This is a genomic window from Pseudomonas sp. P7758, assembly GCF_013386485.1.
Lineage (GTDB): Bacteria > Pseudomonadota > Gammaproteobacteria > Pseudomonadales > Pseudomonadaceae > Aquipseudomonas.
Map to the genome: position 1 here is coordinate 24,123 of NZ_JACARS010000154.1, position 25,650 is coordinate 49,772.

Consider the following 25,650-nt stretch of genomic DNA (forward strand, 5'->3'; position numbering starts at 1 on the left):
GCCGTTACTTCACGGCGCCGAAGGACAAACCGCGGACCAGCTGTTTCTGGCTGATCCAGCCAAAGATCAGGATCGGCGCACAGGCCAGGGTCGACACGGCAGACAATTTGGCCCAGAACAAGCCTTCGGGGCTGGAGTAGGAGGCGATCAACGCGGTGAGCGGCGCGGCGTTGGACGAGGTCAGGTTCAGCGACCAGAACGCCTCGTTCCAGCACAGGATCAGCGACAGCAGCACCGTGGAAGCCAGGCCGCCCTTGGCGATCGGCAGCAGCACCCGGACCATTTCCTGCCACAGGGTGGCGCCGTCCAGGCGGGCGGCTTCGAGGATGTCCTTGGGGATGTCCTTGAAGTAGGTGTAAACCATCCAGACCACGATCGGCAGGTTGATCAGGGTGTAGATGATGATCAGCGCAATGCGCGTATCCAGCAGGCCGAAGCTCTTGGCCAGCAGGTAGATCGGCATCAGTACGCCCACCGGCGGCAGCATCTTGGTGGAGAGCATCCACAGCAGCGTGCCCTTGGTGCGCTTGGTCTCGTAGAACGCCATGGAGTAGGCGGCCGGTACCGAGATCAGCAGGCACAGGGCGGTGGCGCTGAAGGAAATCAGCACCGAGTTCCAGGCGTAGCTGAAATAGTTGCTGCGCTCGTTGATGTGCAGGTAGTTCTCCAGCGTCGGCGTGAAGATGAACTGCGGCGGGGTGGCGAACGCGTCGATTTCGGTCTTGAAGCTGGTCAGCACCATCCAGAAGATCGGGAAGAAAATCAGGATCGCGATGGCCCAGGCCAGGGTGCCGAGCAGCACGCTTTGCAGGCGGCGGGATTGTTGAAGCGTCATGGCGCGGCCCTCAAGGCTTGTCAGTCAGGTTTTTGCCGATCATCCGCACCAGGATGATCGCCGCGATATTGGCGATGACCACGGCAATCAAGCCGCCGGCCGAGGCCATGCCCACGTCGAACTGCACCAGCGCCTGGTTGTAGATCAGGTAGGCGAGGTTGGTCGAGGCGTAGCCGGGGCCACCGTTGGTGGTGGTGAAGATTTCGGCGAACACCGAGAGCAGGAAGATCGTTTCGATCATCACCACCACGGCAATCGGACGTGCCAGGTGCGGCAGGGTCAGGTGCCAGAAGATCGCGATGGCGCCGGCACCGTCGAGGCGGGCGGCTTCCTTCTGTTCCTGGTCGAGGGACTGCATGGCGGTCATCAGCAGCAGGATCGCGAAGGGCAGCCACTGCCAGGACACGATGATAATGATCGACAGCAACGGGTAATGGGCCAGCCAGTCCACCGGCTGGGCGCCGAACAGCTTCCACACGTAGGCGAGGATCCCCGACACCGGATGGAAAATCAGGTTCTTCCAGATCAGCGCACCGACGGTGGGCATGATGAAGAACGGTGAAATCAGCAACACCCGCACCAGGCCGCGACCGAAGAACTCGCTGGCTTCCAGCAGCGCGCTGATCAATACGCCAAACACCACGCTGATCAGCAACACGCTGCCCACCAGCAACAGGGTGTTGGTGGCGCCGGGCAGGAAGCCCGAGTCGGTGATGAAGTAGGTGAAGTTCTCCAGGCCCACGAATTGGTTTTCGCCGGGGTAGAGCAGGTTGTAGCGAATCAGCGAGAAGTACAGGGTCATGCCCAGCGGCACGATCATCCACAGCAGCAACAAGGCCACCGAGGGGCTGACGAGGAACCAGCCGGGGTTGATCAGGCGGCTTTTACGCGGCTTGTCCGGCGTAGCGGTTTGCACTTGGGCAGTGGTGGTATTCATGGTGATCAGGACCGATTAGAGACAGGTACGCAAAGCCCCTGTAGGAGCGAAGCTTGCTCGCGAAAGTATTCCAGGCGCATCGCTGCGGTGGATGTACCTTTTTCGCGAGCAAGCTCGCTCCTACAGGTGTTGGGGGTTACTTGGGATAACCAGCCCGCTTCATTTCGCGTTCGGTGAAGGTCTGTGCATCCGCCAGGGCTTTTTCGGCGGTGGAGCCACCGGTCAGTGCGCTGGAGAAGAACTTGCCGACCTGGGTACCAATCGCCTGGAATTCAGGAATGGTCACCAGCTGGATGCCCACATACGGCACCGGCTTGGCCGACGGGTCTTTCGGGTCGGCGACTTTCAGCGATTCCAGCGTCACCTTGGCAAACGGCGCGGCCTTCATGTATTCGTCGCTGTAGGTCGATTTGCGGGTACCTGGCGGTACGTTGGCAATCCCGTCGGTCTTGGCGACCAACTGGCTGTATTCCTTGGAAGTGGCCCAGGTGGTGAACACCTTGGCAGCGTCCTTGGCTTTGGAACTGGTTGGAATCCCCAGGGACCAGGAGTACAGCCACGAAGTACCTTTGTCGGTCTTCTCGTGCGGGGCAAAGGTGAAGCCGACGTGGTCAGCCACTTTGCTTTGGGTCTTGTCGGTCACGAACGAGCCGGCGACGCTGGCGTCCACCCAGATCGCACACTTGCCGCTGTTGAACAGCGCCAGGTTTTCGTTGAAACCGTTGCTGGAAGCGCCCGGCGGGCCGGATTTCTTCATGTTGTCGACGTAGAAGTTCAGTGCGTCTTTCCACTCAGGCCCGTTGAATTCCGGCTGCCACTTCTCATCGAACCAGCGTGCACCGTAGCCGTTGGCCAGGGTGGTGATCAGCGCCATGTTCTCGCCCCAACCGGCTTTGCCGCGCAGGCACAGGCCGTACTGTTCCTTGTCCTTGTTGGTGAGTTTGGCGGCGAATTCGCCGATCTGGGTCCAGGTCGGGTGCTCGGGCATGGTCAGCCCGGCGTCCTTGAACAGGTCGGTGCGATAGTAGGTGATGGAGCTTTCGGCGTAGAACGGCAGGGCATACAGCGAGCCCTTGACGGAAAGACCGTCACGCACGGACGGGAAAACGTCGTCCAGGTCGTAGGAAGCAGGCAGGTCCTTCATCGGTTCCAGCCAGCCTTTGGCGCCCCAGAGTGCAGCTTCGTACATGCCGATGGTCAACACGTCGAACTGTCCGCCCTGGGTGGCGATGTCGGTGGTGAGGCGTTGGCGCAGGACGTTTTCTTCGAGTACCACCCAGTTCAGCTTGATCTCCGGATGCTCGGTCTCGAAGGTTTTCGAGAGCTTTTGCATGCGGATCATGTCGCTGTTGTTGACGGTGGCAATGGTCAGGGTTTGCGCGCCAAGACTGACGGCGCTGAGGGTCATGCAGGTGCAGGCAAGCAGAGCTTTGGCTGTGAACTTCATCGCGCACTCCATTTCTGCGCCCAGGGGCTGCAGAAGGACAGTTATTGTTGTTGTGTCTTCCACGACAGCTGGAAGAGTGTGCGTTGATTACAGCCTTCAATTGACGTGCTGACAAATCCTTGGGAGCACTTTTACTGATACTTTTTTGCACTGAGGCGGAAAATTGCTGAAACGATTCGCTGGGAGCGATCGGCTTCCTGCGTGAGCGCGATGCAAATGTGGGAGCGGGCTTGCTCGCGAAGGCGGTGAATCAGCCGACATTTGCGCTGCCTGACACACTGCATTCGCGAGCAAGCCCGCTCCCACACAAGCGGGTTCCCACAGGAACGCGCGTTTTCAGGCGAGGTTCTGCTCGGTTAACCGCTGCACCGCCAGGCGCCGGTAGTGCGAGGGGGTCATGCCCTTGAGCTGCTGGAAGCGGCGGTTGAAATTGGAGATGTTGTTGAAGCCTGACTCGAAGCACACATCGGTCACGGCTTTGTCACCATCGGCCAGCAGCTCGCAGGACTTGCTGATGCGCAGGCGGTTGACGAATTCGATGAAGGTGCGGCCGGTGGCTTGTTTGAATACGCGGGAGAAGTAGGTGGGTTTCATGCCGAGGTATTCGGCGACTTCTTCGAGGGACAACTCCCGCGCGTAGTGGGCAAAAATGTAGTCCACCGCGCGGTTGGTGCGGTCGATGCTGTGTTCATCCGCCAGTTGCGGCGTGGTCACGCCGGAGAGCAGTTGGTAGTCCTCGCAGGCACTGAGCACTTCCATCAGGATGAAGAAGTGCCCCAGGCGCGCCATGCCTTGGGCGTCCTCGATGCGCTGCATCAGGGTCATGGCCTGGGCGATGGTTTTCTTGCAGCGAAATTCGATGCCGTATTGCGCCCGTTCCAGCAGTGGCGCCAGGGTCTTGAGCTCGGCAAAGATATGGCTGCCGCCGTCGAACAGCTCGTCGGTGAAGTTCACCAGCATGTCGCGCTTGGGCACCACTTCGTCCTCAGCCACCTGGCTGATCCAGTTGTGGGGCAGGTTGGGGCCGGTGAGGAACAGGCTTTCCGGGTAGAAGTTGCCGATGTAGTCGCCGATAAACACCTTGCCGGAGCTGGCAACGATCAGGTGCAGCTCGTATTCCTTGTGGAAATGCCAGCGCACCAACGGGCACGGGAAGCCGTGTTGGCGATAGATGATGGACAGACCGTTGTGATCGTCCATCAGCTCGTAGGAAGGATCGGTGATTCTCGCTGCTCGGGTCATGCTGCAGTCGCTTTATTGTGGTTGCGAAAAGGATAATGCCCCCTTGCGCGCCACCTCGCCAGCGTCTGTGTCTACAGCGTACGGTTTTTCGCCTCGATCCACTGCGCCATGTACTGGGTACTTTTGTGCAGGTGGTGGCGCAGCATGCTGCCGGTGAAATTGTTCCGACGGTGCTCGGCCAACTGGCGGCGGCACTGCTCCAGGCGCTCCACCAGGGCCGGGCCGTGGAGGTCGTGGGCGTAACGGCGGGCCAGTAACTGCCGGCCATCTTCCTGGGCCTGGGTCCAGCGTGGCGGGTCTTGATACAACGCAACCGCCGCAGCCGCCAGTGCATTGGCGCTGTGTTCGACCACGCCGGGCCACGGTTCGCCCATGGCTTCGGCGCCAATCGGTGTGGTAACGCTGGGTGTGCCGCAGAGCATCGCGTCGGCCAGCTTGCCCTTGATCCCGGCACCAAAGCGCAGTGGCGCCAGGCAGATTCGCGCAGCGCTCATGACCTGCAATGCATCCTCGGCCCAATTCATCACGTGGAAGCCCTGGGCCGGGTTGTGCAGCGCGGTGGCCTTGGGTGGCGTATAGGCGCCGTACACGTGGAGTTGAGCGCCGGGCAGTTGCTGGCGGATCAGCGGCCACACACTGTTCTTCATCCACAACACCGCATCCCAGTTCGGCGCATGGCGGAAATTGCCGATGCTCAGGAAGTGGGCACGGTCCTCAAAGGGGGCAAAGGCTTCGGTGGGCGGCACCAGCATCAGCGGGCACCAGTGGAGAAGGGCAGCGGGCACCTTGAAGTGTTCGGTCAGCAACTGGATTTCCACATCGGAGATCATCAGGCTGATGTCGCAGCGGTAGATCGCGGCGATCTCGCGCTTGGCCAGGTCGGTGTCGGCCATGTCATCGAATTCGGCGGCCAGGTCCCGGCTGAACAGCGCGTCGAAGTCATCAGCTTCGGGGTGCGCCTTCAGGAAATCCTTGAGGCGCTGGTGGCGGGCGTCCCGCAGGCTTTGCAGGTCGGATGCTTCCAGCACCCGAAGAGCATTCGGGCAGGATTTTTCCACGCGCCAGCCGAACTGTTCTTCCATCATGAAACGGTCGAACAGCACGATATCCGGAGCCAATTGCTGGATAAACGCGTCGAAACTGCTGTTATTCAACTCGATCGCGCATTCGCGAATGCCCAGGGCGGGCAGGTCGGCCTTGTGTTCGCCGGTGACCGCCGGGCTGCTGAAGGTGATGTCCCAGCCTTGGGCCAGGAAACTCTCCAGAATCTGCATCATGTGCCCGCTGGCCGCCGAGGAGCGAGGCTCTGGCCAGACGTAGCCAATGACCAGGACTTTGGTGGCGGGCTGATTCATCGACAACGGATTCCTTGAAGGGCTGGGCAAAGGCGCGCAATTAAACCACAGCCCCTCAAGTTCCGGCGCACTCAGCGGAAGATGTTGACCGGCGTCGGCAGCGTCACCAACCCTACATAACCGTCCCAGAACTGCTTCTGGTCCACCGCGAAGACCACCTTGGCCTTTTGCGTGCCGACCGGCGCGCCTTTCTTGTAGCCCAGTGCCCGGCCATAGTCGGCGCCGAAGGTGGCATCCACGTCCACCCACAGCTCGCGGGATTCGGTGACGATCCCGGGATTCACGAGAAACAGTGCCGGCAGGCTGTCCCAGGTGAAGCTGTGGTAAGCCGGGTCCTTGGCGAACAGTGGCCCGAACTCGTGCTTGTACAGGTCGGCAATCGGGCCTTTGTGTGCGATCACCCGCTCATACACCGACTTGTCGAAGGTGACTTTCTCACAGACATCGTTGGGAAAAATCACGTGTTCGATGGGCGAGCGCAACACGATCTTCGCCGCCTCCGGGTCGAACCACCAGTTGAACTCCGCCGCCGGCGTGGTGTTACCCGGAATCTCCAGCGCGCCGCCCATGTACACGATGCGCTTGATCAGCGGCACGATGTCCGGGGCCGAGCGAATCGCCAGGGCAATGTTGGTCAGCGGGCCGACCGCCAGGATCGTTACCTCGTGGGGGTTGGCCCGTACGCTGTCGACGATGAACTGGGCGGCGGTTTCCTTGCGCAGCCTGGTGTGGGTCGCCAGGCCGTCCGGTGGCGCGACCAGTTGTGAGGCACTGGTTGGCCGCGGGTTCTTGAACGCACCCGGCCAGCCGGAACCGAACAGGGCTTTTTCCGCCTCATAGGTGGCGTAGTCATGCAGCAGCGGGTAGGCGGCGCCGGAATACACGCCGACTTCCTTTTCCACACCCATGCGTTCCACCGCCTTGAGGGCGTCGACCTGTTCCTGGTCGACCCAGGCGTTGCCGCTGACCAGGGTCATGCCCAGCAGGTCGATGCGTTTTTGCCCGTGCAGCTGGGCGAGCATGATAAAGGCCTGGCCGTCATCGTTGAGCACGTTGAAGTCGGTGTCGAAGATGACCTTTTCTGCGGCCTGCGCCGTACCGGCACACAGGCCCACAGCGACAAGCAGGGCACAGCGCTTGATGAAACCTTGCATGGAGACTCACCCGAAAAATTGTTGTTGTTAGCGGTTTACCAGCTTCGCCGGCAAGGCGATCACCAGGAAGCTGCTGAGAATCAGGCAGCCGGCAAAAAACCACAAGGCCCCTGCGCTGCTGCCGGTGACGTCAATCGCCACGCCCATCAACGAGTTGCTCACCAGGCCCGCGATGTTCGCCAGCGAGCAGGCCAGGGCAAAGCCGGTGGCCGCTGCGGTGCCTTTCAGGAAGGTCGCCGGCAGGCTGAAAAACACCGGCACCGCACCGATGATCGCCGCCGAGGCAATCGCAAACAGCGCCACGGTGGCGACCACGTTATGGGTGAAGAACGTACTGGTAGCCATCGCCGCCGCGCCGATGAAGAACGGCACGATGATGTGCCAGCGGCGTTCGCGGTGTTTGTCGGAGCTGGCGCCGATCAGCAGCATGCCCAAGAGGGCCGCCACGCTGGGCAGGGCCGTGAGGATGCCGATGTGGAAAGTGTCGGTAATCCCGGCGTTGCGGATGAATGTGGGCATCCAGAACCCCATGGCATAGGCACTGAGCAGGATCGAGAAGTCGATACCGCCGAGCATCCACACCTTGAGGTTGAAGAAGCCGTCGCGGAAGCTGTGTTTGCTGGCGGCACCGTCGGCGTCGTCCTTGCGCAGTTCGCTTTCCAGCAGGTTTTTTTCTTCCGGCGACAGCCACTTGGCTTGCTGATAGGTATTGGGCAGCGCCCAGAAGGTCCACACACCGAGCAGCACGCTGGGCACCGCTTCGATCAGAAACAGCCACTGCCAGCCGCGCAGGCCGGCCATGTTGTCGAAGTGGCCCATGATCCAGCCGGACAACGGGCCGCCGATCACGCTGGACAGCGGCAGGCCGATCATGAACAGGGCGATGATCCGCCCCCGGCGATGGGTGGGAAACCAGGTGGTCAGGTAATACAGCACGCCCGGCAGAAACCCGGCTTCGGCCGCACCCAGCAGGAACCGCAGGATGTAGAACTGGGTGGTGGAGGTGACCAGCATGGTGCAGGCCGACAGCAGGCCCCAGGTGATCATGATGCGGGCGATCCAGATCTTCGCCCCGACCTTTTCCAGGATCAGGTTGCTGGGGACTTCGAAGATGATATAGCCGACAAAAAACAGCCCGGCACCGAGGCCGAACGCGGTTTCGCTGAAGTGCAGCTGGTCGAGCATCTGCAGTTTGGCGAAGCCGATATTGATGCGGTCCAGGTAGGCCGCGAGGTAGCAGAAACACAGGAACGGAATCAGCTTCCAGGTGATCTTGTGGTAGAGCGTGTGGACCGGATCGGCGACCGTAGTCGCGGGCGCTGCATTCGCAATGGGCATTGGGGTGTCTCCTGGCGGTGACTTATGGTTTTTATACGGCCGCTTTTTCAGCACTTCGGAGTGCTGTGAAAGCGACTTCCAAAGGCAGTGACAGAAGACTGAGGTGGCCCTGTTGGAGGTGATCAAGTGTGGGAGCGGGCTTGCTCCCACATTCGACTGCATTCCAGCGTGGGCGCTCAGTTTTTTCCGGACCACGCTCTTTGTCGTGGTTCCTGTTGACGCGTTATTGCTCCTTGAACTTGCTCATCGCCTCCTGCTTGCTCACCACGTCGCCGTACTTGCTGTCGATATCGAACAAGTTGGCTTCATGGGGCGCCGGGTGGCGGTCGCCGACGCATTCGCGCACGACGATGGTACGAAACCCGTGTTGCACCGCATCCACTGCGGTGGCCCGGATGCAGCCGCTGGTGGAACAGCCGGCGAGCACCACGGTGTCGATGCCCTGGGCGTGCAGCATCGGGGCCAGGCTGCTGCCGAAAAACGCGCTGGCGTATTGTTTGGTGATGACCACTTCATTGGCCAGGGGCAGCACTTCGGTGCAGAAGGCGGCGAGGGGGTTACCCTCGACCATGTCTTTCATCACCGGGGCCTTTTTTACCCAGATACCGCCGTCGGCGAAATGGCCCGGATGGTAGCGGATATTGGTGTGCACCACGCTGATTCCGTGACGCCTGGCGCAGGCCAGCAGCTCGACGCTTTCGGCCACGGCGATGCGCACTTCGGGGGCAAACAGTGGCGCGCCTTCGGTGGTATAGCCTTGCATGAAGTCGATCATCAGCAGGGCGGATTTTTTGCCGAAGCCGATTCGGTTACCCCAGACGCCCTGGTAGTTGGCGTCGGCGGATTGTTCGCTCATCTTTCAGTCCTCGGTAATGGACAGTACACATAACCTTGTGGCGAGGGAGCTTGCTCCCGTTGGGCTGCGTAGCAGGCCTGTTTTTTTGGGGGCGCTTCGCACCCCAGCGGGAGCAAGCTCCCTCGCCACAAAAGCGTTTTTAGTAGGCGCCGGAGAGCAGGGCGCCGGCGCCGGGGACGATGGGTTCCAGGTCCAGGGCCTTGAGCATGGCGTAGGTGGTGGCGATGGCGGCGGTGAGCACCGGCAGGCCGGTCTGGGCTTCGACCTTCGCGACCACGGGCAGCGACTGCATTTGTACGCAGGCCGACAGTACGATTACGTCGACACCTTCCAGGTTCATCCCGGCAACAATCGCCGGCAGGTTGGCCGGGTCGTGGCGGGCCACTTCGAGGTTGTCGGGGATTTCCAGGGCGCGCCAGTCCACCACTTCAAAGCCTTCTTCGCGGATGTAGTTCACCACCAGTTCGGTCAGCGGTTTCATGTACGGCGCAACAATGGCGATGCGTTTGGCGCCCATGACTTTAAGGCCTTCGATCAGGGCGCCGGCACTGGTGATCACCGGGGCGTTGGCGTCGTTGTCGGCGGTGGCCTTGCGCAGGCGTTGCTCGGACTTGCGGTGGTAACCCAGCCCCATGGCCATGATCGCTACCAGGCAGGCGTAGCCCAGCACGTCGACCTTGGCGTCGGACAGTTCGATGGCGCAACGGTCGGACTCACCGTCCATGGCCGCCAGTTCTTCCTTGCGCACTTGCTTCATGCGCATGCGGCTGGAGTGAAAGGTGAAACGTTCCGGGCGGATCGCCTGGCGCGCGTTAAGCATCGCCGGGATCTCGGTTTCCATGGTGGTGTTGGAGCTCGGCACGATCTGGCCGATGCGGTAAGGCTTGAGCATGGTGGTCTCCGTTATGCAGTCAGGGGCTGGCCGAGGAAGTCGCCGAAGGCAGCGAAAAAGCCTTCAAGGTCGTCCCAGGGGATCATGTGTCCTGCATTTGGCACATGGGCGACCTGTAGGGTCGGCTGTAACTGTCGGACTTCCGCGACATCTTCGGCCTGAATTACACCGCCGCGTCCGGCAACAATCAGCAGGGCAGGAGCCTCCAGGTGCGGCAGGTCCTGATGGAAGTCGACGGTATGGAAGTCATTGAACGCACGCACGATCGCCGGCTCGTAGCAGGTGTGCAGCCATTCGGCGCGCAGTTGCAGTTGTTCGTCGGTCCAGGTGGCGCAGAAGGCGCGCATCGCCTCTGCATCCATGCCGACCTGGGATTGACGAATCGAATCGACGTACCACGGCAGTTTGCTTGGGTATTCGCGGCGACCCGGGCCGGACATCGGCGGGTCGATCAACACCACGCGGTTGACACTTTGTGGATGGCGCACCGCACTGCGTACGGCAAACCGCGCGCCCATGGAATGGCCGACCAGGTGATAACTGTCGAGCTTCAGGGCGTCGGCAAACGCGCCAATGTCATCGGCGCAGGTGTCGGCGCTGTAGTCCAGCTCCGGTCCGGTGGACGACAGGCCGCGACCGCGCACGTCCAGCACGTAGGTGTCGAAGTGCAAACCCAGGCGTTCGGCGACAAAACCCCAGGTAATCGCCGGGCTGGTGATGCCGGGAATCAGGATCAGTGCCGGGCCCTTGCCGCCGTAACGCAGGTAATGCTGGCGGATACCGTTGGCCTGGACGTTGCCGCCATAGAGAAAGCTGCTCACGCCGCCACCCCCGATTTCAGTTGCTGGGCGTAGAGGTCATAGCCGTAGACCCAGTCCGGATCTTCCTGGGTGCGCAGCCAGGTGTTGGCGTTGGACACGGCCTGCACCCGGGACGCGCGTTCCTTGCGGTTGGCTTCATACAGCTCGAACGCGGTGCGGTAGTCGCCGATCCCTGTTTCCTGCAGGCAGCGCGTCAGCATCGCGGCGTCTTCGATGGCCATGCCGGCGCCCTGAGCCATATGGGGTTTCATCGGGTGGCAGGCATCGCCCAGCAATACCAGGCGACCACGGCTCCACAACGGCAGCGGGTTGCGGTTGCGCAACGGCCATTTGGTCACGCTTTCGGTGGATTCGATCAGGGCCTGGACGGTCGGGTGGTAGCCCTTGAAGGCGTCGAACATCTCCTCCCGGCTGCTGTCGACGAAGGCGCCCTGGAAGTCCCATTCCGGGTGCGGCACGCCGGTGACGTAGTAGTACTCGTCGCGCTTGCCGGTGGTGTAGTAGACCATCATGTGCCGGTCCTCGGTCCACCACTTGATGCAGTCTTCGAACTTCAGGTCGTACTTGGCCAACTGGTCGCCACGGATCAGCGCACGGTGCGCGACCCAGCCGCTGTACAACGGTTTTTCGGCACCCAGCAGCTCTTCACGAATGCGCGAGTTGATGCCGTCGGCACCGATCACGATGTCGGCGTAGGTTACCTCGCCGTCGGCGAAAGTCAGGCGCACCTGGGTATCGGTTTCTTCAAGGGTTTCCAGGCGCTTGTTGAAGTGCAGGGTGCCGGGCTTGAGAGTGGACATCTGCAGCGCGTGCAGATCGCCGCGATGCACGGTGATGTAGGACGCGCCGTAGCCAGTCAGGGGAATGCGTGACAGGTAGTCGCCGGTTTCACCATCGCGGCTGAACCAGTGCTCGGGGTGCGACCCCATCAGGTCCAGCTGTTTTTCGATGCCCATGCGGCGGAAGATTTTCATGATGTTGGGGCCCATGTGGATCCCGGCACCCAGGCGGGAAAACTCCGGCGCCTGCTCGTAGATGTCCACGTCGAACCCTGCCTGTTGCAGCAGGGTGGCAGCGGCGGCACCGCCAAGGCCGGCGCCGACGATTGCGATTTTTTGTGTGCTTCCCATGGGGCGTGGTCCTCTTTTTCGAATAATGGCCGGCGGCGTCTGTCCGCAAGGTTTTTAAAGTGTATACGCTCATTTTTTCAAATGAAAAGCCCACGCCTGAAAAATTGTTTTTTTGGCCATATCGATCCCTTGTAACCGGTTATCTCCATATATAACTGGGCTTGTGTGGATTCGTAACGTTTTGGCGTGGTGCTTGCAGTCCATGATGAAATCAGTTCTTATCGTGATTAATTGGCGTATACGCTATAAAAACGCACTAGAGTGAAGCGCCCTGCAAGATCTTGGTGCAGCAGCTGAGGAGACAGGAAATGCCGGTAAGTGATTGCGAACTGACCCAGATGTTTGAGCATGTGTTGAAGCTCTCGAAGGTCGACCCGACCCAGAGCGTTGCCGTGCTCAAGAGCCATTACTCCGACCCGCGCACCGTGCGCGCCGCGATGGACGCGGCGCAGCGCCTGGGGGCCAAGGTGTATGCGGTGGAGTTGCCGTCGTTCAACCATCCCCGGGCGATGGGCAATGACATGACGGCCTACTGTGGCGACACTGCCCTGACCGGCAATATCGCGGCGCAGCGGGCGCTGGAAGCGGCCGACCTGATCGTCGACACCATGATGCTGTTGCACTCGCCGGAGCAGGAACAGATCCTCAAGACCGGCACGCGCATCCTGCTGGCGGTGGAACCCCCGGAAGTGCTGGCGCGCATGCTGCCGACCGAAGAGGACAAAGTGCGCGTGCTGGCCGCTGAAGAACTGCTGAAAAAAGCCCGCTCGATCCACGTCAAATCCCGCGCCGGCAGTGATTTCCGGGCGGCGCTGGGGCAATACCCGTCCGTCACCGAATACGGCTTTGCCGACGAACCGGGACGCTGGGACCACTGGCCGAGCGGCTTCCTGTTCTCCTGGCCCAATGAGGAAACTGCAGAGGGCGTGCTGGTGCTGGATATCGGCGACTTCGAACTGGCCCTGCGTTCGGCAAAAAACCGCGTCAATGCGGCCCAGGCGCAACTGCGCCAACGCCGGGACGATGAATCCCGCTACCAGCGCCTGGCCAATACCGGCGCCGTGTCGCGGCAGATTTTCGACCAGTCCGCCACCAACCTGCGGGTGGCCGAAGCCGAGCTGGCCTCCGCGCAATCCGACGCCAGCCAGATCGAAAACCGCCGCACCTACTCGGTGCTCAGGGCCGACAGCGACGGCATCATCACCGACGTGCGGGTGGACCGCGGCCAAGTGGTTGCCGAGGGGCAAGTGGTGGCGCGCCTGGCCCACGACGGCGCCCGGGAAGCCATCGTCAACCTGCCGGAAAACCAGCGCGACCAGGCTTCGCAAAAAGCCCTGGCGTTCCCCTTCGGCGCCCCTGAGCAAGCAGTGACCGCCACGTTGCGCGAGCTGTCAGCCAGCGCCGACCCGACCACCCGCACCTACCGGGCCCGCTATGTCTTGCATGGCCCCGTCGACCGCTTCGCTCTCGGCTCGACCATCACCGTGCGCCTGCAAGGTAACGGCCAGGCGCAACAGACCCGCGTGCCCATCGGGGCGCTGCAGGATGCCGGCAAAGGCACCGGTGTGTGGGTGATTGGCGCCGATGACAAGGTCAGCTTCGCCCCGGTCAACGTCGCCAGCCTCGGCCAGGAGGACGCGTTGCTGGACAGTGGCGTGGACCCCGGCCAAGTAGTCGTCGCCCTCGGCGCGCACCTGCTGCACAGCGGTGACGCGGTACGCCTGTTGCCGGCCCAGGTATTGGCCCTCAACCGTCAGCAGGAACACTGATAATGCGCGGGATCAACCTCTCCGAACTGGCGGTCAAGCATCGCGCGGTCACGCTGTTCCTGATCATCGCGATCCTCGCCGCCGGGGTCTTTGCCTTTGGCAAACTGGGGCGCGCCGAAGACCCTTCGTTCACCGTCAAGGTCATGACCATCACCGCCGCCTGGCCCGGCGCCACCGCGCAAGAGATGCAGGAGCAAGTGGCCGACCGCCTGGAAAAACGCCTGCAGGAGCTGGACTATTACGACCGCGTCGAAACCATCGCCCAACCGGGCTTCGTCTCGATGCGCATGACGTACCTGGAGTCCACCCGTCCCAGCGAGATCCAGGACCTGTTCTACCAGACCCGCAAAAAGCTCAGCGACGAAGCCGCGAAGTTGCCCAAGGGGGTGATCGGCCCGTTTTTTAACGATGAATACTCCGACGTGTACTTTTCCCTGTACGCGCTGGAGGCCGAACACCTGCCCCACCGGCAACTGGTGCAAATGGCCGAGGACATGCGCCAGGGCCTGCTCAATCTGCCGGGAGTGAAGAAGGTCAATATCCTCGGCGAACAGGCGCAGCGGATCTTCGTCGAGTTTTCCTATGAGCGCCTGGCCACCTTGGGCATCAAGCCCGAGCAGATCTTCGCCGCCCTCGCCGCCCAGAATGCCGTGGCGCCTTCAGGCTTTGTCGAGACCGCCGGGGCACGCGCCTATATCCGCATCGACGGGGCCTTCGACAGCCTGGCGCTGATCGAAAACGTCCCGCTGGAAGCCAACGGCAAGCTGCTGCGCATCGCCGATGTGGCCACCGTCAGCCGGGGTTATGAAGACCCGCCCAGCTACCGTATCCGTCATCAGGGCGACCCCTCGCTGATGCTCGGGGTGATCATGGAGAAGCACTGGAACGGCCTGGAACTGGACAAGGCCCTCAAGGCCCAGGAAGCGAAAATCCAGGCCGACCTGCCGCTGGGGGTCAACTTCGCCAAGGTCTCCGACCAGGCGAAAAACATCAGCCTGGCGGTCAACGAGTTCATGCTGAAGTTCTTCGTCGCCCTCGCGGTGGTAATGGTCATCAGCCTGCTGGCCCTGGGGTTCCGGGTCGGGCTGGTGGTGGCCGCTGCGGTGCCGCTGACCTTGTCGATCGTGTTTGTGATCATGCTGATGACCGGCCGCGAATTCGACCGGGTGACCCTGGGCGCGTTGATCATTTCCCTGGGCCTGCTGGTGGACGACGCGATCATTGCGATCGAGATGATGGTGGTCAAACTCGAAGAGGGTTTTGACCGGATCCATGCGGCTACGTTTGCCTGGAGTTCCACCGCCGCGCCGATGCTCACCGGCACCCTGGTGACGATTATCGGCTTCCTGCCGGTGGGTTTTGCCCGCTCGGGGGCCGGTGAATATGCCGGGAATATTTTCTGGATCGTCGGTTTTGCGCTGATCGCCTCGTGGCTGGTGGCGGTGGTGTTCACCCCGTACCTGGGGGTCAAGCTGCTGCCGCACATCCAACCGGTTGTCGGCGGCCACGACGCAATTTACGCCGGGCGCTATTACCAGAAACTGCGGCGCCTGGTGGATGCTTGCGTGCGCAGACGCTGGCTGGTCACCGGGCTGGTGGTGGCGGCCTTTGTGCTGTGTGGCCTGGGCATGGGCGTGGTGAAGAAGCAGTTCTTTCCCAACTCCGACCGTTCCGAGCTGATTCTGGAGGTGTACATGCCACCGGGCAGCGCCTTCAAAAGCACCGAGGCGGTAGCGGCGCAGGTGGAAAAGGCGTTGATGGAGGAGCCGCAAACCGTGATGGTCGACACCTATGTCGGCGGTGGTGCACCACGGTTTTTCCTGTCGCTGAACCCTGAGCTGCCAGATCCCGCCTTCGCCAAGTTGATCGTGCAGACCGCCGACGCCCATGCCCGGGACAGCCTGAAAAAACGCATGGCTGAACGCATCGCGGCCGGCGAATTTCCATCGGCGCGGGTGCGCGTCACCCAGTTGGTATTCGGCCCGCCGGTGCCCTTCCCGGTGGTGTTTCGCGTGTCCGGTCCCGACCTGAATGTGCTGCGCAGCCTGGCTGAAGACGTGCGCCAAGTGGTCGCGGCCAACACACTCACGCGGGACAGCTTCCTCGACTGGGGCGAGCGCGCCAGCAGTTACCGCCTGGTACTCGACCAGGACCGCCTGCGCCTGCTGGGCTTTACCCCCGACGGGGTGAAATCCCAGCTCAACGCGTTGCTCAGCGGCAACCCGATCACCGAAGTGCGCGAAGGCAATCGCACCGTTTCAGTGGTTGCCCGTTCCCAGGGCAGCCAGCGCGAAGACCTCGGCAACCTCGACAATATGACCCTGACCAACAGTGCCGGCGTCTCGGTGCCATTGGCCCAGGTCGGGCATTTCCAGGCGGTGATGGAAGAACCGATCCTCAAGCGCCGCAACCGCGCACTGACCGTGGAAGTGCGCGCCGACATCGTCGACGGCACCCAGCCGCCAGATGTGGAAATGGCGGTGTACAAGGACCTGCAACCCTTGATCGCCAAGCTGCCGGCCGGGTATCAGATCGTCATCGGCGGCCCGGTGGAAGAAAGCGCCAAGGCCAACGTGGCGCTGGCGGCACTGTTCCCGATCATGATTCTGCTGACGTTGACCGTGATCATGTTCCAGGTGCGTTCGTTCGGGGTGATGTTCATGGTGTTCGCCACCGCGCCGCTGGGGCTGATCGGGGCGGTGCCGACGCTGCTGCTGTTCAACCAGCCGTTCGGGTTCAACGCGATATTGGGGTTGATCGGGATTGGCGGGATTCTGATGCGCAATACGCTGATCTTTACCGACCAGATTCGGCAGAACCAGGACCAGGGCATGGTGATTCGCGAGGCGATCATCGAGGCCACGGTGCGCCGGGCACGGCCGGTGATATTGACCGCGCTGGCGGCGGCGCTGGCGTTTATTCCGCTGACGCTGTCGGTGTTCTGGTCGTCGCTGGCGTATGTGCTGATTGGCGGGGTGTTGGTGGGGACAGTGTTGACGTTGCTGTTCTTGCCGGCGCTGTGCAGTCTGGTGTTGGGGCGGGAGAAGACCCGGGAAGTGGTGACTGCAACCTGATCCAACCAGCACCACAAACCAATGTGGGAGCGGGCTTGCTCGCGAAAGCGGTGTACCAGATAAGCAGATGTCGACTGATAGACCGCATTCGCGAGCAAGCCCGCTCCCACACAAGCCCGCTCCCACATTTAGAGGTGTGGCGTTTTTAAGTCAGCGCTTGGAGAGCTCCATAATCATCCGGCTCAGCAGATAAATCCGCGGCGCCACGCTCTCCACCTCGGCATATTCCTCCGGCGTATGGATATTGCCCCCGACAATTCCGAACCCGTCCAGGGTCGGCGTACCCACGCCAGCCGACAAGCTCGCATCCGCCGCCCCGCCGCTGCCCTCAATGGTCAGCTTGCGCCCCAACTCGCCATAAATCCCCTGGGCAATCGCCACCAGCTTGTCCGACTCCGGCGTCTGCGGCATCGGCGGCAGGCCACGGTGCAAACTGGTGGTCACTTCAGTCTCGGGGATCAGCTTGTTGGCCGAGACCCGTGCCAGGTCTTTCTCGATCCGGTCAAACTCTTCCGGCAACGCCGCCCGTACATCCGCCTTGGCGGTGGCCTGGTCGGGGATCACGTTGACCCGGTCGCCGGAGTTGATCACGGTGAAGTTGATGGTGGTTTTCTTCTCGGCATCCCCCAGCTTGCCCAGTTGCAGAATCTGGTGCGCCGCTTCCATCGCCGCGTTGCGCCCCAATTCCGGGGCGACGCCGGCGTGGGCGGCCTTGCCCTTGACCTCGACCACGGCGGTGGCGCTGCCTTTGCGCCATACCACCAGGCCATCGGCCGGGCGACCCGGTTCCAGGTTGAGCGTCACGTCGTGGCCCTTGGCGGTGTTGCGGATCAGCTCGGACGCGCCGTCGGTGCCGGTTTCTTCGCTGGCGTCCAGCAGGAAAGTGATTTGTGCGTAGTCCTTGAAGCCCTGGTTTTTCAGGACTTTCAAGGCGTAGATGCCGGCGACGATGCCGCCCTTGTCATCCATTACGCCCGGGCCATAGGCGCGGCCGTCCTTGATGTGGAACGGCCGGGCAGCCGCCGAGCCTTCCTTGAACACCGTGTCCATGTGGGCCATCAGCAGGATCCTGGCCTTGCCGGTGCCCTTGAGGGTGGCGATGACATGGCTGTTATGAGCGGCGGCATCCGGCACCAGCTGGATGCTGAAACCCAGTTGCTTGAGCTCATCGACGGCGATGTCACGCACTTGGGTCAGGCCCGGCTCGTAGCCGGAGCCCGAATCGATATTCACCAGGCGCTCCAGCAGTTTCAAGGCGTCGGCCTTGTACTGCTCGGAATCGGCCTGGATCTGTTTGTGGGGTTCGGCGCTGAAGGCCGGCATGGCGAAAGACAGCGCCAGGGTGGCCGCCAGCAAGGTACGCGGGAAGTTGAAGAGCATGAACCGATCCTTGTTTTTGTTGGAAGGTAGCGCTCCACCCTACCTGACAAACACCGATTTGTTGATCCTCAGATCGACCTCAACCAACTTCCCTGCACCGAACTGACCCGGTTGCGCCCGCTGCTCTTGGCCTCGTACAAGGCCTGGTCGGCATCGTTCAGCCAACTGGTGGCGTCGGCGTGTGCCGGCCGGTACGGCGCCAGGCCGATGCTCAGGCTGGCGCGCAAGGTCGGGTCCTGTGCGTAGGCCAGGGAGTTGAAGCGATCACGCAGGGCGTCCATCACCTCGGTGGCGCGGTTCAGGGGCATGTCCGGCAGGATCACGCAGAATTCGTCGCCGCCATAGCGCCCGGCGAGGTCCGTGGCCCGCAGGTTCTGGCGCAGCACTTTGCTCAACTGGCGCAGCACGATATCGCCGGTGACATGGCCGTAGGTGTCGTTGATGGTCTTGAAGTGGTCGATGTCGATCAGCGCGATGGCGGCGCCCTGCTGGTCGCGGCGGCAGCGCTGGAACTCGATTTCCAGGTGGTCTTTCCAGGCGCCGTGGTTGAGCAGGCCCGACAGGCTGTCGGTGCGGCTCAGGGCCAGCAACTCGCGCTTGTGCCGGGCCAGGGTGATCGCTTGCCGGTAACAGATCCAGCCCAGCGCCAGGGGATACAGCATCAGGATCGGCAGGCAGGCGTAGAGCTGCACTTCACTGGTGAGGGCCGTCACCGCCGGAGTGAACACCAGCATCGAGGCGCCGATGCCCAGCGCCTGGGCCACCCAACCGGCGAGCATGAAGCGCGGGCCGCCGATGGCGACGTTGTTCATGGTCATCATCGACAAGGTGGTCACGCTGGGCAGCGGGTTGAACTGCATGGCGCCAACCCAGAACCCGCCGCAAAACGAGTCGAACAGCAGGTTGCGGTGTTCCGAGCGGAGGGAGTTTTTCGAGTGCCGCGACCATTGGTAGGCCACATGCGGCCAGATGAAGGCATTGGCGATCATCACTCCCCAGACCCAAGCGGATTTATCCAGCGGGTAGATGGCGGCGGCCACACAGACAAACCCGAGGGTCAACCCCAGGGTGCGCGACTTGTACAAGCGTGAAGCGAGCGAAAGTCCGTTTCCTCCTGCGGCTGGCATGTCTGGCTTGATCCTGGATGAATGCCCGAAGTCTATCAGGGCACCGGCAGATCGCCACTACCGCTCATAAGCTAGCCTTCAGCTGGAAAAGCCCCTGGCCAGCATCAGCGCCACCCCCAGCAGCAACACCGCCGTGGCCCGTTGCAGCAACACCCGGCGCTTGGGGTTTTCCAGCACGTGCTTGATGCGTTGGCCGAAGTAGCAATACAGGCAGCCGCTGGCAAATTGCAGCAGCAGGAAGGTCAGGCCGAGGATCGCGATGTCGGCGGCGGCACTGCCCTGGCCGATGGCGGCGAACTGCGGGAATACCGCGCTGAACAGAATGATCGCCTTGGGATTCGACAACCCGGTCAGCAGGCCCTTGCCGAAAAGACTGCGGGCATTTTCCGGGGTTGCATCGTTGGTCTTGATGGTCACTCCGCTGCTGGTCCATTGCTTGTAGGCCAGGTAAAGGATGTAGGCTACCCCTACCACCTGGATGATCCGGGTGATCAGCGGGTAATCCTTGATCAGCTCGGAAAAGCCCACGGCAAAGATCAGGATCGACACCAGGTAGGAAACACTCGCCCCGAACTGCGCCGGCAGGGAACGGCGCAGGCCGTCCTTCAGGCCGAGGCTGAGCAACAACAAGGTCATGGGCCCGGGGCTGAAGGCCAGGGTGGTGCACAGCAGCAGGAAATACAAAAACGAAGACAGCGTCAGCGCGGTGGCCATGGCGTGGAATTTCACAGCAGGAAAGAGGGCTTGCAGTCTAGGGCGCACGTGCCGCCACAGGCAGGTAAACTCTATGGATATACGCGCAGACTTTACCGGTGAAGTTGGCGGCAAACTTAAGGACAGTGTGATGCCCATTCCTGCGATTCACTTTCATGACCGAGCACCGAAGGTGCAGCAGATCGTCGATGCCCTGGCCCATGCGATCGAGCAAGGCGAATTGGCCGCTGGCAGCAAACTGCCTTCGGTGCGTGAGTTGGGAGCCTTGCTGGGCGTCGGAAAATTCACCATGAATGAAGCGCTGGATCGCCTGCGCGGGCGTCACCTCCTGACCTCCAGCCAGGGCCGCGGGCACTTTGTCGCCAGCAGCCTGGCACAGCCGTCGTCCAGCACCTGGGTCGACTTGCTGCCCCAGGACTTGCTCAGCGTACTGCGCCGCCCCCTGGCCATGGCCCAGGGCGACCTGCGCCCCGGCGGCGGCCATCTGCCGGAAGACTGGCTGGATTCCGAAGCCCTGCGCCAGGCCATGCGCAGCGCAGTCCGCGCCCCTACCCTGCGCATCGCCGGGCTGGGCACCCCGGCGGGCCTGCTGCCGTTGCGCCAGGCGCTGCAACAGAAACTGCACGGTGAAGGGTTGTCGGTGCCGGTGGAACAAATCATCACCACGCCCAACACGGTGCAAGGCCTGGACATGCTCATGCGCCTGCTGGCGCGGCCCGGGGACACGGTGCTGCTGGATGCACCGTGTTATTTCAACTTCCACGCGAACCTGGCGTTGCATGGGGTCAAGGTGGTGACGATCGCCCGGCGGCCTGACGGGTTTGATTTTGTCGCGTTGGAGCAGTTGTTGGCGGAGCATCGTCCCAGCCTGTACCTGACCACCAGCGTGTTGCATAACCCCACCGGGCATTCATTCAGCCCGAGCCAGGCATTTCGGTTGTTGCAACTGGCCCGGGAGTATCGCTGCCATATCGTTGAGGATGATCTTTACGGGGATTTGCACCCTAACCCGCCGCCGCGTCTGGCGACTTTGGCGGGATTGGAGCAGGTGACGTACCTGTCGGGGTTTTCGAAGGTGCTGACGGCGAATGCGCGGGTCAGTTATGTGGTGGCGGCGCCGCAATTGGCGGCGAATCTGACCAATATGAAGTTGATGAGCGGCGGCATAACGTCCGAGCTGTTCGAACAGATTGTGTATCGGCTGCTGAGTGAGGGTGGGTATGCCAGGCATCGCAAGCGCATGGTTCAGCGGCTGCTGGAGGCTGGGGGGCGGGTTGAGCAGTGGCTGCGGCGTTGCGGGTGTGAATTGCCGATGGGATTTGAGGGCGGGATGTTCATCTGGGCGCGGTTGCCGGCCGGGGTGAATGGTGAGCGGCTGGCTGAAGCCGGGTTGAAGCGTGGGATGGTGTTGGCGCCGGGGGCGTTGTTCGGGTATGAGCCGAGGTTGCGGGATTTCATGCGGTTTAATGTGGCGCATTGCGACGAAGGGCGGGTTCAGGCGCAGTTTGAAGGGTTGCTGGGGGCGCCAACCCGAAGAGTTGGCGCCGGGGTTACGGATCAAGCGGAGGGTTGATCACCGTTCGCTGGAGATCACGCGCTGGCTGCAGATATGAGCCATGCTGACCGGGGTAGCGTCGCCACCCACGCCGACATCCGGGTACTCCTCGATGCGCAGGCGCCAGACGGCGAAGTTGTAGTTGGTCTCCCAGGTATTTTTGTAACCCGAGTCGTAGGACACATACCTGACAGTCGCCTCACCCGCGCAGTTGCCCAGGTTGACCGTACCGGATGCCGCGCCCGACACGCCGGTTACCGAACCGTAGTAAGGGATGTACACCGGCAGGTAGGTATTACGGTTGACGTGCTTGTCGAGTTGCAGATACGGGGTCAATCCCTGCAGGCGTTTACCGGTGCTGTCGGCCCAGGTCACGGCCCAGCTCAAGTCACGTGCCGCCTGGGTGGTCATGAACGGGTCGTAGTCATTGGCCGAAGCCGGGATCCGCACCACGTTGTCACCTTGCACACTGTGGCTCAACACCTCGGGTGTGGAGCCCAGCGACAGCTTGTAGCGCGCCGTAGCCTTCCAGGTTGCGGCCGGGTTAGGCCGCACCCGTACGTTCACCACGCCATTAACCGATGGCGTTGGCCAGGTGATTTTCGCCTTGGGGCTGATCGGGATCCATTTGACGCCGTCAAAATACTCGGAAATCCACTGGCCCCGATCGCTCTCGTTCACACCGTCGAAATAGGCACTGACCTTCTGCCCGCGCAGGGCCTTGAAGGAGAAGTAGTCTTCATCGGTCGCCGTGTCGGAGTTACCCGTGACGTAGTTCAGGGTATCCGGCAGTTGATAAGCCGTTTCGAAACTGTCGTTAGGCTCGAAATCGTCAATCGTCATGTTGATATCCACGCCGAAACTGAACGGCGAACCGTCAGCCGAATTGGCATGCATGAACCAGTAGTAGTCGCCAGGTGGCAGTACGCCAGCCAGCACCTCGTTGGCATTGCCCGGGTTATCCGACGTGCCGAGAGAAGTGATGTTGTTCTGGCCGTCGTCCTGGAACAGGGTCAGGGACATGTTGGTGGCAGCACTCTGCCCTACCAGCATCACTGTCGCCCGTGCCTTTTGGGGCACGTTGAAGTGGTAGCAGACGTCGTTGCCGGTTTGCACACCGTCCAGGTTATACATCTGGTTGATACCGAGGGTCTGGCACAGCGGCGTGAACGCCTGGGCCGCCACGGCCTGGGCATCCACCTTGGCGCTATCTGCCTGTACAGGCTCGGCGACTACAACCCCGCTCAAGGCCTTGGCAGCCTGCACTGGCTTTTTCAGCTGCTGCGAGGTTTTGATTTTGTCCAGGAAGGCAGCCGACGCCTTCTGCGCCGTGACGTTGCCGCCACTCTTGAGGGCTTGTTGCACGGCTTGCTGCAACGGTTGCGGCGTCAAGTGTGCAGGAGATTGTTCGGCCAGGGCGCAGGCCGAAACGAAGCAGGACGCCGCGATGGCGGCTCCGAGCATGAACGCTTTTTTCGATTTCATTTTTTATCCATCCATAGTTAAAAAATTGAAGCTCAGGTGATCGGCGACATCCGGTCACCTGGGATGGAATGTAGGACATAACTGTATGCATGTACAGTATTTTTATGGCGGCAGGATAGATGCGCCAATCCCGACTACGCTCATCCCCAACAAAAACAACACCGAGCGCCCCCAATGACTCACCCCACCGAGGCCTTCCGCACCACCTACCGCGCCAGCATCCACCCCTGCTACAACCCGTGGCTCCACGCTGGTTTCGTTTTCGGCTACGGCCTGCTCTGCGTCAGCCTGTTCTGGTCCACCACCCGGCAAATCCAACCCTTGGAATGGCTGGCCATCCCCCTCACCCTGATCTTCTTCAACCTGTGTATCTATCTCGTCCACCGTCACCTGGGCCATCACAAACACACCTTCGCCCGCCTGTTCTACGCCCGCCACACCGGCGACCACCACAGCTTCTTCACCCCCGATCACATGACCTACGACAGCCCGCGAGACTGGCGTGTCATCCTGTTCCCCGCCTGGCTCATCCTGGTCCACAGCCTAGTCATCACCCTCCCCGCCTGGTGGCTGCTCAAACACCTCAACCCCAACATCGCTGGCCTGTTCGCCGGCTGCATGATCCTCGGCTACTTGCTCTACGAGTTTTTCCACGCCTGCGAACACCTGCCCCCCGACCACCCCGTGGCCCGCCTGCCGTGGATCCGCCAGATGCATCACCTGCACGCCCTGCATCACCGGCGCGAACTGATGCAGGGACGCAATTTCAATATCGTCCTGCCGCTGATGGACTACCTGTTCGGCACCCTGCATTGGGAACCGCCCACCACTGATCACCAGGAATCGTCATGAGTACCCGTCCAAGCAACGTTGGTCGTCTGGTCCTGCTGATCCTGACCGCCATCGTCGCCTTCCTGCTGCTGATGCCCACCAAAGTGCAACCGGTCAACTGGTCGCCGCCCAAGGCGCCATCCCTGAAGGACGGGCCCTACGCCGAAAACCAGCGCCTCAAGGACGTGAAAAGAACCGGCGCCCAGGACATCGCCGGGCCCGAAGCCTTGTTGCTGGATGGCAAAGGGTTCCTCATCACCGGCCTGCATGACGGGCGCATCATCCGCACGGCCCCCGAAAGCCACGTTCTCGAAGAGCTGACCAACACCCAGGGTCGCCCCCTGGGCCTGGCCCTGCATCCGGACGGGCGGTTGATCATTGCCGATGGGATCAAGGGCCTGCTCGCCCTCGACACCCAGCACAATCTCACCACCCTGGCCACCAGCGCCGCCGGCCTGCCGTTTGGCTTTGTCGATGACGTCACCGTCGACGCCGCCGGGCGTTATGCGTACTTCAGCGATGCATCAAGCCGATGGGGTTATGGGGAAGACGGCGAGGCGGTGATCGAGCACGGCGGTGACGGCCGTTTGCTACGGTATGACTTCAGCACCGGCCACACCGAGGTATTGCTGGACCAGTTGCAATTCGCCAATGGCGTGGCCCTGGGGCCGAACGAAGACTATGTGCTGGTCAACGAAACCGGCGCCTATCGCATCAGCCGCTACTGGCTCAAGGGCGACAAGGCCGGCGTCCACGACCTGTTTATCGACAACCTGCCGGGCCTGCCGGACAACCTCAGCTTCAACGGCAAGGACCGGTTCTGGGTTGCCTTGTATTCACCGCGCAACCCGCTGCTCGACGGTTTTGCCGGCTACCCGCTGATGCGCAAGATCATGGTACGGGCACTGATGGTGGTGCCCAAGCCCATCGAGCGTAAGGCCTTTGTGCTCGGGCTGGACGTGAACGGCAAGGTCATCGCAAACCTGCAGGATGGCAGCAGCGGTAACTACTCGCCCGTCACCACGGCACGTGAGTACGGTGACTGGTTGTATCTGGGTTCGCTTAAAAACACCGGTATGGCGCGCTTGCCACTCAAGGTGGCGTTGGCGCAATAAAGAAAAAAAGCCCCTCGGCTATGGCTTGGACCAGACCTCCCAAATGATTGCCAGGACCATCAAAACCATTCCGCCGTAATAGGGCCATACTGCCCATCGCTTCAGGGCCACGGGGACGGACGTCAACTCTGCCTCAGTTACCTCGCCCTTTTTCAAATGGCGTTTTGGCATGGACAGCAGCTCGACGATCACAACCATTCGCATGGTTTTGTCGATCGGCAGATTCCTGCGCCAAAAACGCTTGGTGCGTTGAACGGCCTCGTTTTCGGTGAAATAGCTTTCCAACTCATCGAGTTTTCTGTACGCGACGAAGAGCAACAGTCCCAAGTTGATAAGCATCCATAAAAGCAACGTAACAGTGAAAAAATCATAATAAGACATGATCAAGCCCCATCAGGCTGATACATCAGGTCACCCATCATTTCTCCACCCCATTCACCGGCACGCCCAAACGTACTCCCGGCGGCATAACCTCCGGCAGCACCGCCGATGATCCCGCAGACCAGCGCACCCTGCCCTTTCACCGCAACCCCCATGACTATCCCGCATAAACGTCTCCCGAGCGCAGCCCCCAGAGTCCCTCCAATAGCGGC

The 25,650-nt window shown here is 61.6% G+C and carries 21 protein-coding genes and 1 pseudogene; 5 read left to right on the forward strand and 17 right to left on the reverse strand.

Annotated elements, in window-relative coordinates; all coding sequences use genetic code 11:
- Window positions 1-4: 4 nt before the first annotated feature.
- From HX873_RS27545 to HX873_RS27595, 11 genes are all read right to left on the reverse strand, one after another.
- Entirely contained in the window at window positions 5-835 is an 831-nt protein-coding gene (locus HX873_RS27545) for a carbohydrate ABC transporter permease (protein WP_003215312.1), read from the reverse strand.
- Window positions 836-845: 10 nt separating this feature from the next.
- Complete coding sequence (locus HX873_RS27550) at window positions 846-1,772, reverse strand: carbohydrate ABC transporter permease (protein ID WP_003215314.1); 927 nt, start codon at window positions 1,770-1,772, stop codon at window positions 846-848.
- 136 nt (window positions 1,773-1,908) lie between these two features.
- Window positions 1,909-3,219, reverse strand: a complete 1,311-nt coding sequence (locus HX873_RS27555; RefSeq protein WP_003215317.1) for a sugar ABC transporter substrate-binding protein — start codon at window positions 3,217-3,219, stop codon at window positions 1,909-1,911.
- Window positions 3,220-3,555: 336 nt separating this feature from the next.
- Window positions 3,556-4,461, reverse strand: a complete 906-nt coding sequence (locus HX873_RS27560; protein WP_063029835.1) for an AraC family transcriptional regulator — start codon at window positions 4,459-4,461, stop codon at window positions 3,556-3,558.
- Window positions 4,462-4,532: 71 nt separating this feature from the next.
- Window positions 4,533-5,816, reverse strand: a complete 1,284-nt coding sequence (locus tag HX873_RS27565; RefSeq protein WP_008436137.1) for a glycosyltransferase — start codon at window positions 5,814-5,816, stop codon at window positions 4,533-4,535.
- Between the two features lie 71 nt (window positions 5,817-5,887).
- Window positions 5,888-6,970, reverse strand: a complete 1,083-nt coding sequence (locus HX873_RS27570; protein WP_008436139.1) for a nucleoside hydrolase — start codon at window positions 6,968-6,970, stop codon at window positions 5,888-5,890.
- A gap of 27 nt (window positions 6,971-6,997) precedes the next feature.
- Window positions 6,998-8,308 (reverse strand): MFS transporter, encoded by a 1,311-nt coding sequence (locus HX873_RS27575; protein WP_008436141.1) that lies wholly within the window; start codon window positions 8,306-8,308, stop codon window positions 6,998-7,000.
- Between the two features lie 223 nt (window positions 8,309-8,531).
- Window positions 8,532-9,164, reverse strand: a complete 633-nt coding sequence (locus HX873_RS27580) for an N-carbamoylsarcosine amidohydrolase (RefSeq protein ID WP_003215327.1) — start codon at window positions 9,162-9,164, stop codon at window positions 8,532-8,534.
- 139 nt (window positions 9,165-9,303) lie between these two features.
- Window positions 9,304-10,056, reverse strand: a complete 753-nt coding sequence (locus HX873_RS27585) for a hypothetical protein (RefSeq protein ID WP_003215329.1) — start codon at window positions 10,054-10,056, stop codon at window positions 9,304-9,306.
- Between the two features lie 11 nt (window positions 10,057-10,067).
- Complete coding sequence (locus HX873_RS27590) at window positions 10,068-10,877, reverse strand: alpha/beta fold hydrolase (RefSeq protein WP_102369163.1); 810 nt, start codon at window positions 10,875-10,877, stop codon at window positions 10,068-10,070.
- Entirely contained in the window at window positions 10,874-12,007 is a 1,134-nt protein-coding gene (locus tag HX873_RS27595) for an FAD-dependent monooxygenase (RefSeq protein ID WP_003215332.1), read from the reverse strand. Before HX873_RS27595 ends, HX873_RS27590 begins: the two co-directional genes overlap by 4 nt.
- Window positions 12,008-12,315: 308 nt before the next feature.
- Here HX873_RS27595 and HX873_RS31875 point away from each other — a divergent pair, with 308 nt between their 5' ends.
- Both HX873_RS31875 and HX873_RS27610 read left to right on the forward strand, forming a co-directional pair.
- Complete coding sequence (locus HX873_RS31875) at window positions 12,316-13,776, forward strand: efflux RND transporter periplasmic adaptor subunit (RefSeq protein ID WP_256349674.1); 1,461 nt, start codon at window positions 12,316-12,318, stop codon at window positions 13,774-13,776.
- A gap of 2 nt (window positions 13,777-13,778) precedes the next feature.
- Entirely contained in the window at window positions 13,779-16,850 is a 3,072-nt protein-coding gene (locus tag HX873_RS27610; RefSeq protein WP_177123499.1) for an efflux RND transporter permease subunit, read from the forward strand.
- A gap of 150 nt (window positions 16,851-17,000) precedes the next feature.
- Here HX873_RS27610 and HX873_RS27615 read toward each other — a convergent pair whose 3' ends face one another.
- From HX873_RS27615 to HX873_RS27625, 3 genes are all read right to left on the reverse strand, one after another.
- Window positions 17,001-18,230, reverse strand: a complete 1,230-nt coding sequence (locus HX873_RS27615) for a M20/M25/M40 family metallo-hydrolase (RefSeq protein WP_003210251.1) — start codon at window positions 18,228-18,230, stop codon at window positions 17,001-17,003.
- A 68-nt stretch (window positions 18,231-18,298) separates the two neighbouring features.
- Window positions 18,299-19,357 carry a diguanylate cyclase gene (locus HX873_RS27620; protein WP_023658718.1) on the reverse strand — a complete coding sequence of 353 codons (1,059 nt, stop codon included), beginning with the start codon at window positions 19,355-19,357 and terminating at the stop codon, window positions 18,299-18,301.
- Window positions 19,358-19,435: 78 nt separating this feature from the next.
- Window positions 19,436-20,071: a LysE family translocator gene (locus HX873_RS27625; RefSeq protein ID WP_003210255.1), complete on the reverse strand. Its 636-nt coding sequence runs from the start codon at window positions 20,069-20,071 to the stop codon at window positions 19,436-19,438.
- A gap of 130 nt (window positions 20,072-20,201) precedes the next feature.
- Between HX873_RS27625 and HX873_RS27630 the strand changes: the two genes are divergently transcribed.
- A complete protein-coding gene (locus tag HX873_RS27630; protein WP_003210257.1) occupies window positions 20,202-21,644 on the forward strand; it encodes a PLP-dependent aminotransferase family protein in 1,443 nt (480 codons plus the stop codon).
- On the opposite strand, the gene HX873_RS27635 is transcribed toward HX873_RS27630, so the two are convergent.
- Window positions 21,645-23,111, reverse strand: a complete 1,467-nt coding sequence (locus HX873_RS27635) for a hypothetical protein (protein ID WP_003210259.1) — start codon at window positions 23,109-23,111, stop codon at window positions 21,645-21,647. It lies immediately after the preceding gene.
- A gap of 174 nt (window positions 23,112-23,285) precedes the next feature.
- On the opposite strand from HX873_RS27635, the gene HX873_RS27640 reads away from it, so the two are divergent.
- Complete coding sequence (locus tag HX873_RS27640) at window positions 23,286-23,963, forward strand: sterol desaturase family protein (protein WP_177037306.1); 678 nt, start codon at window positions 23,286-23,288, stop codon at window positions 23,961-23,963.
- A complete protein-coding gene (locus HX873_RS27645) occupies window positions 23,960-25,057 on the forward strand; it encodes an SMP-30/gluconolactonase/LRE family protein (protein ID WP_003210263.1) in 1,098 nt (365 codons plus the stop codon). Before HX873_RS27640 ends, HX873_RS27645 begins: the two co-directional genes overlap by 4 nt.
- Before the next feature lie 18 nt (window positions 25,058-25,075).
- On the opposite strand, the gene HX873_RS27650 is transcribed toward HX873_RS27645, so the two are convergent.
- Together HX873_RS27650 and HX873_RS31655 are read right to left on the reverse strand one after the other, a co-directional pair.
- Window positions 25,076-25,438: a hypothetical protein gene (locus HX873_RS27650; protein WP_003210265.1), complete on the reverse strand. Its 363-nt coding sequence runs from the start codon at window positions 25,436-25,438 to the stop codon at window positions 25,076-25,078.
- Window positions 25,439-25,440: 2 nt separating this feature from the next.
- A pseudogene (locus tag HX873_RS31655) lies at window positions 25,441-25,650 on the reverse strand (hypothetical protein); the annotation flags it as partial.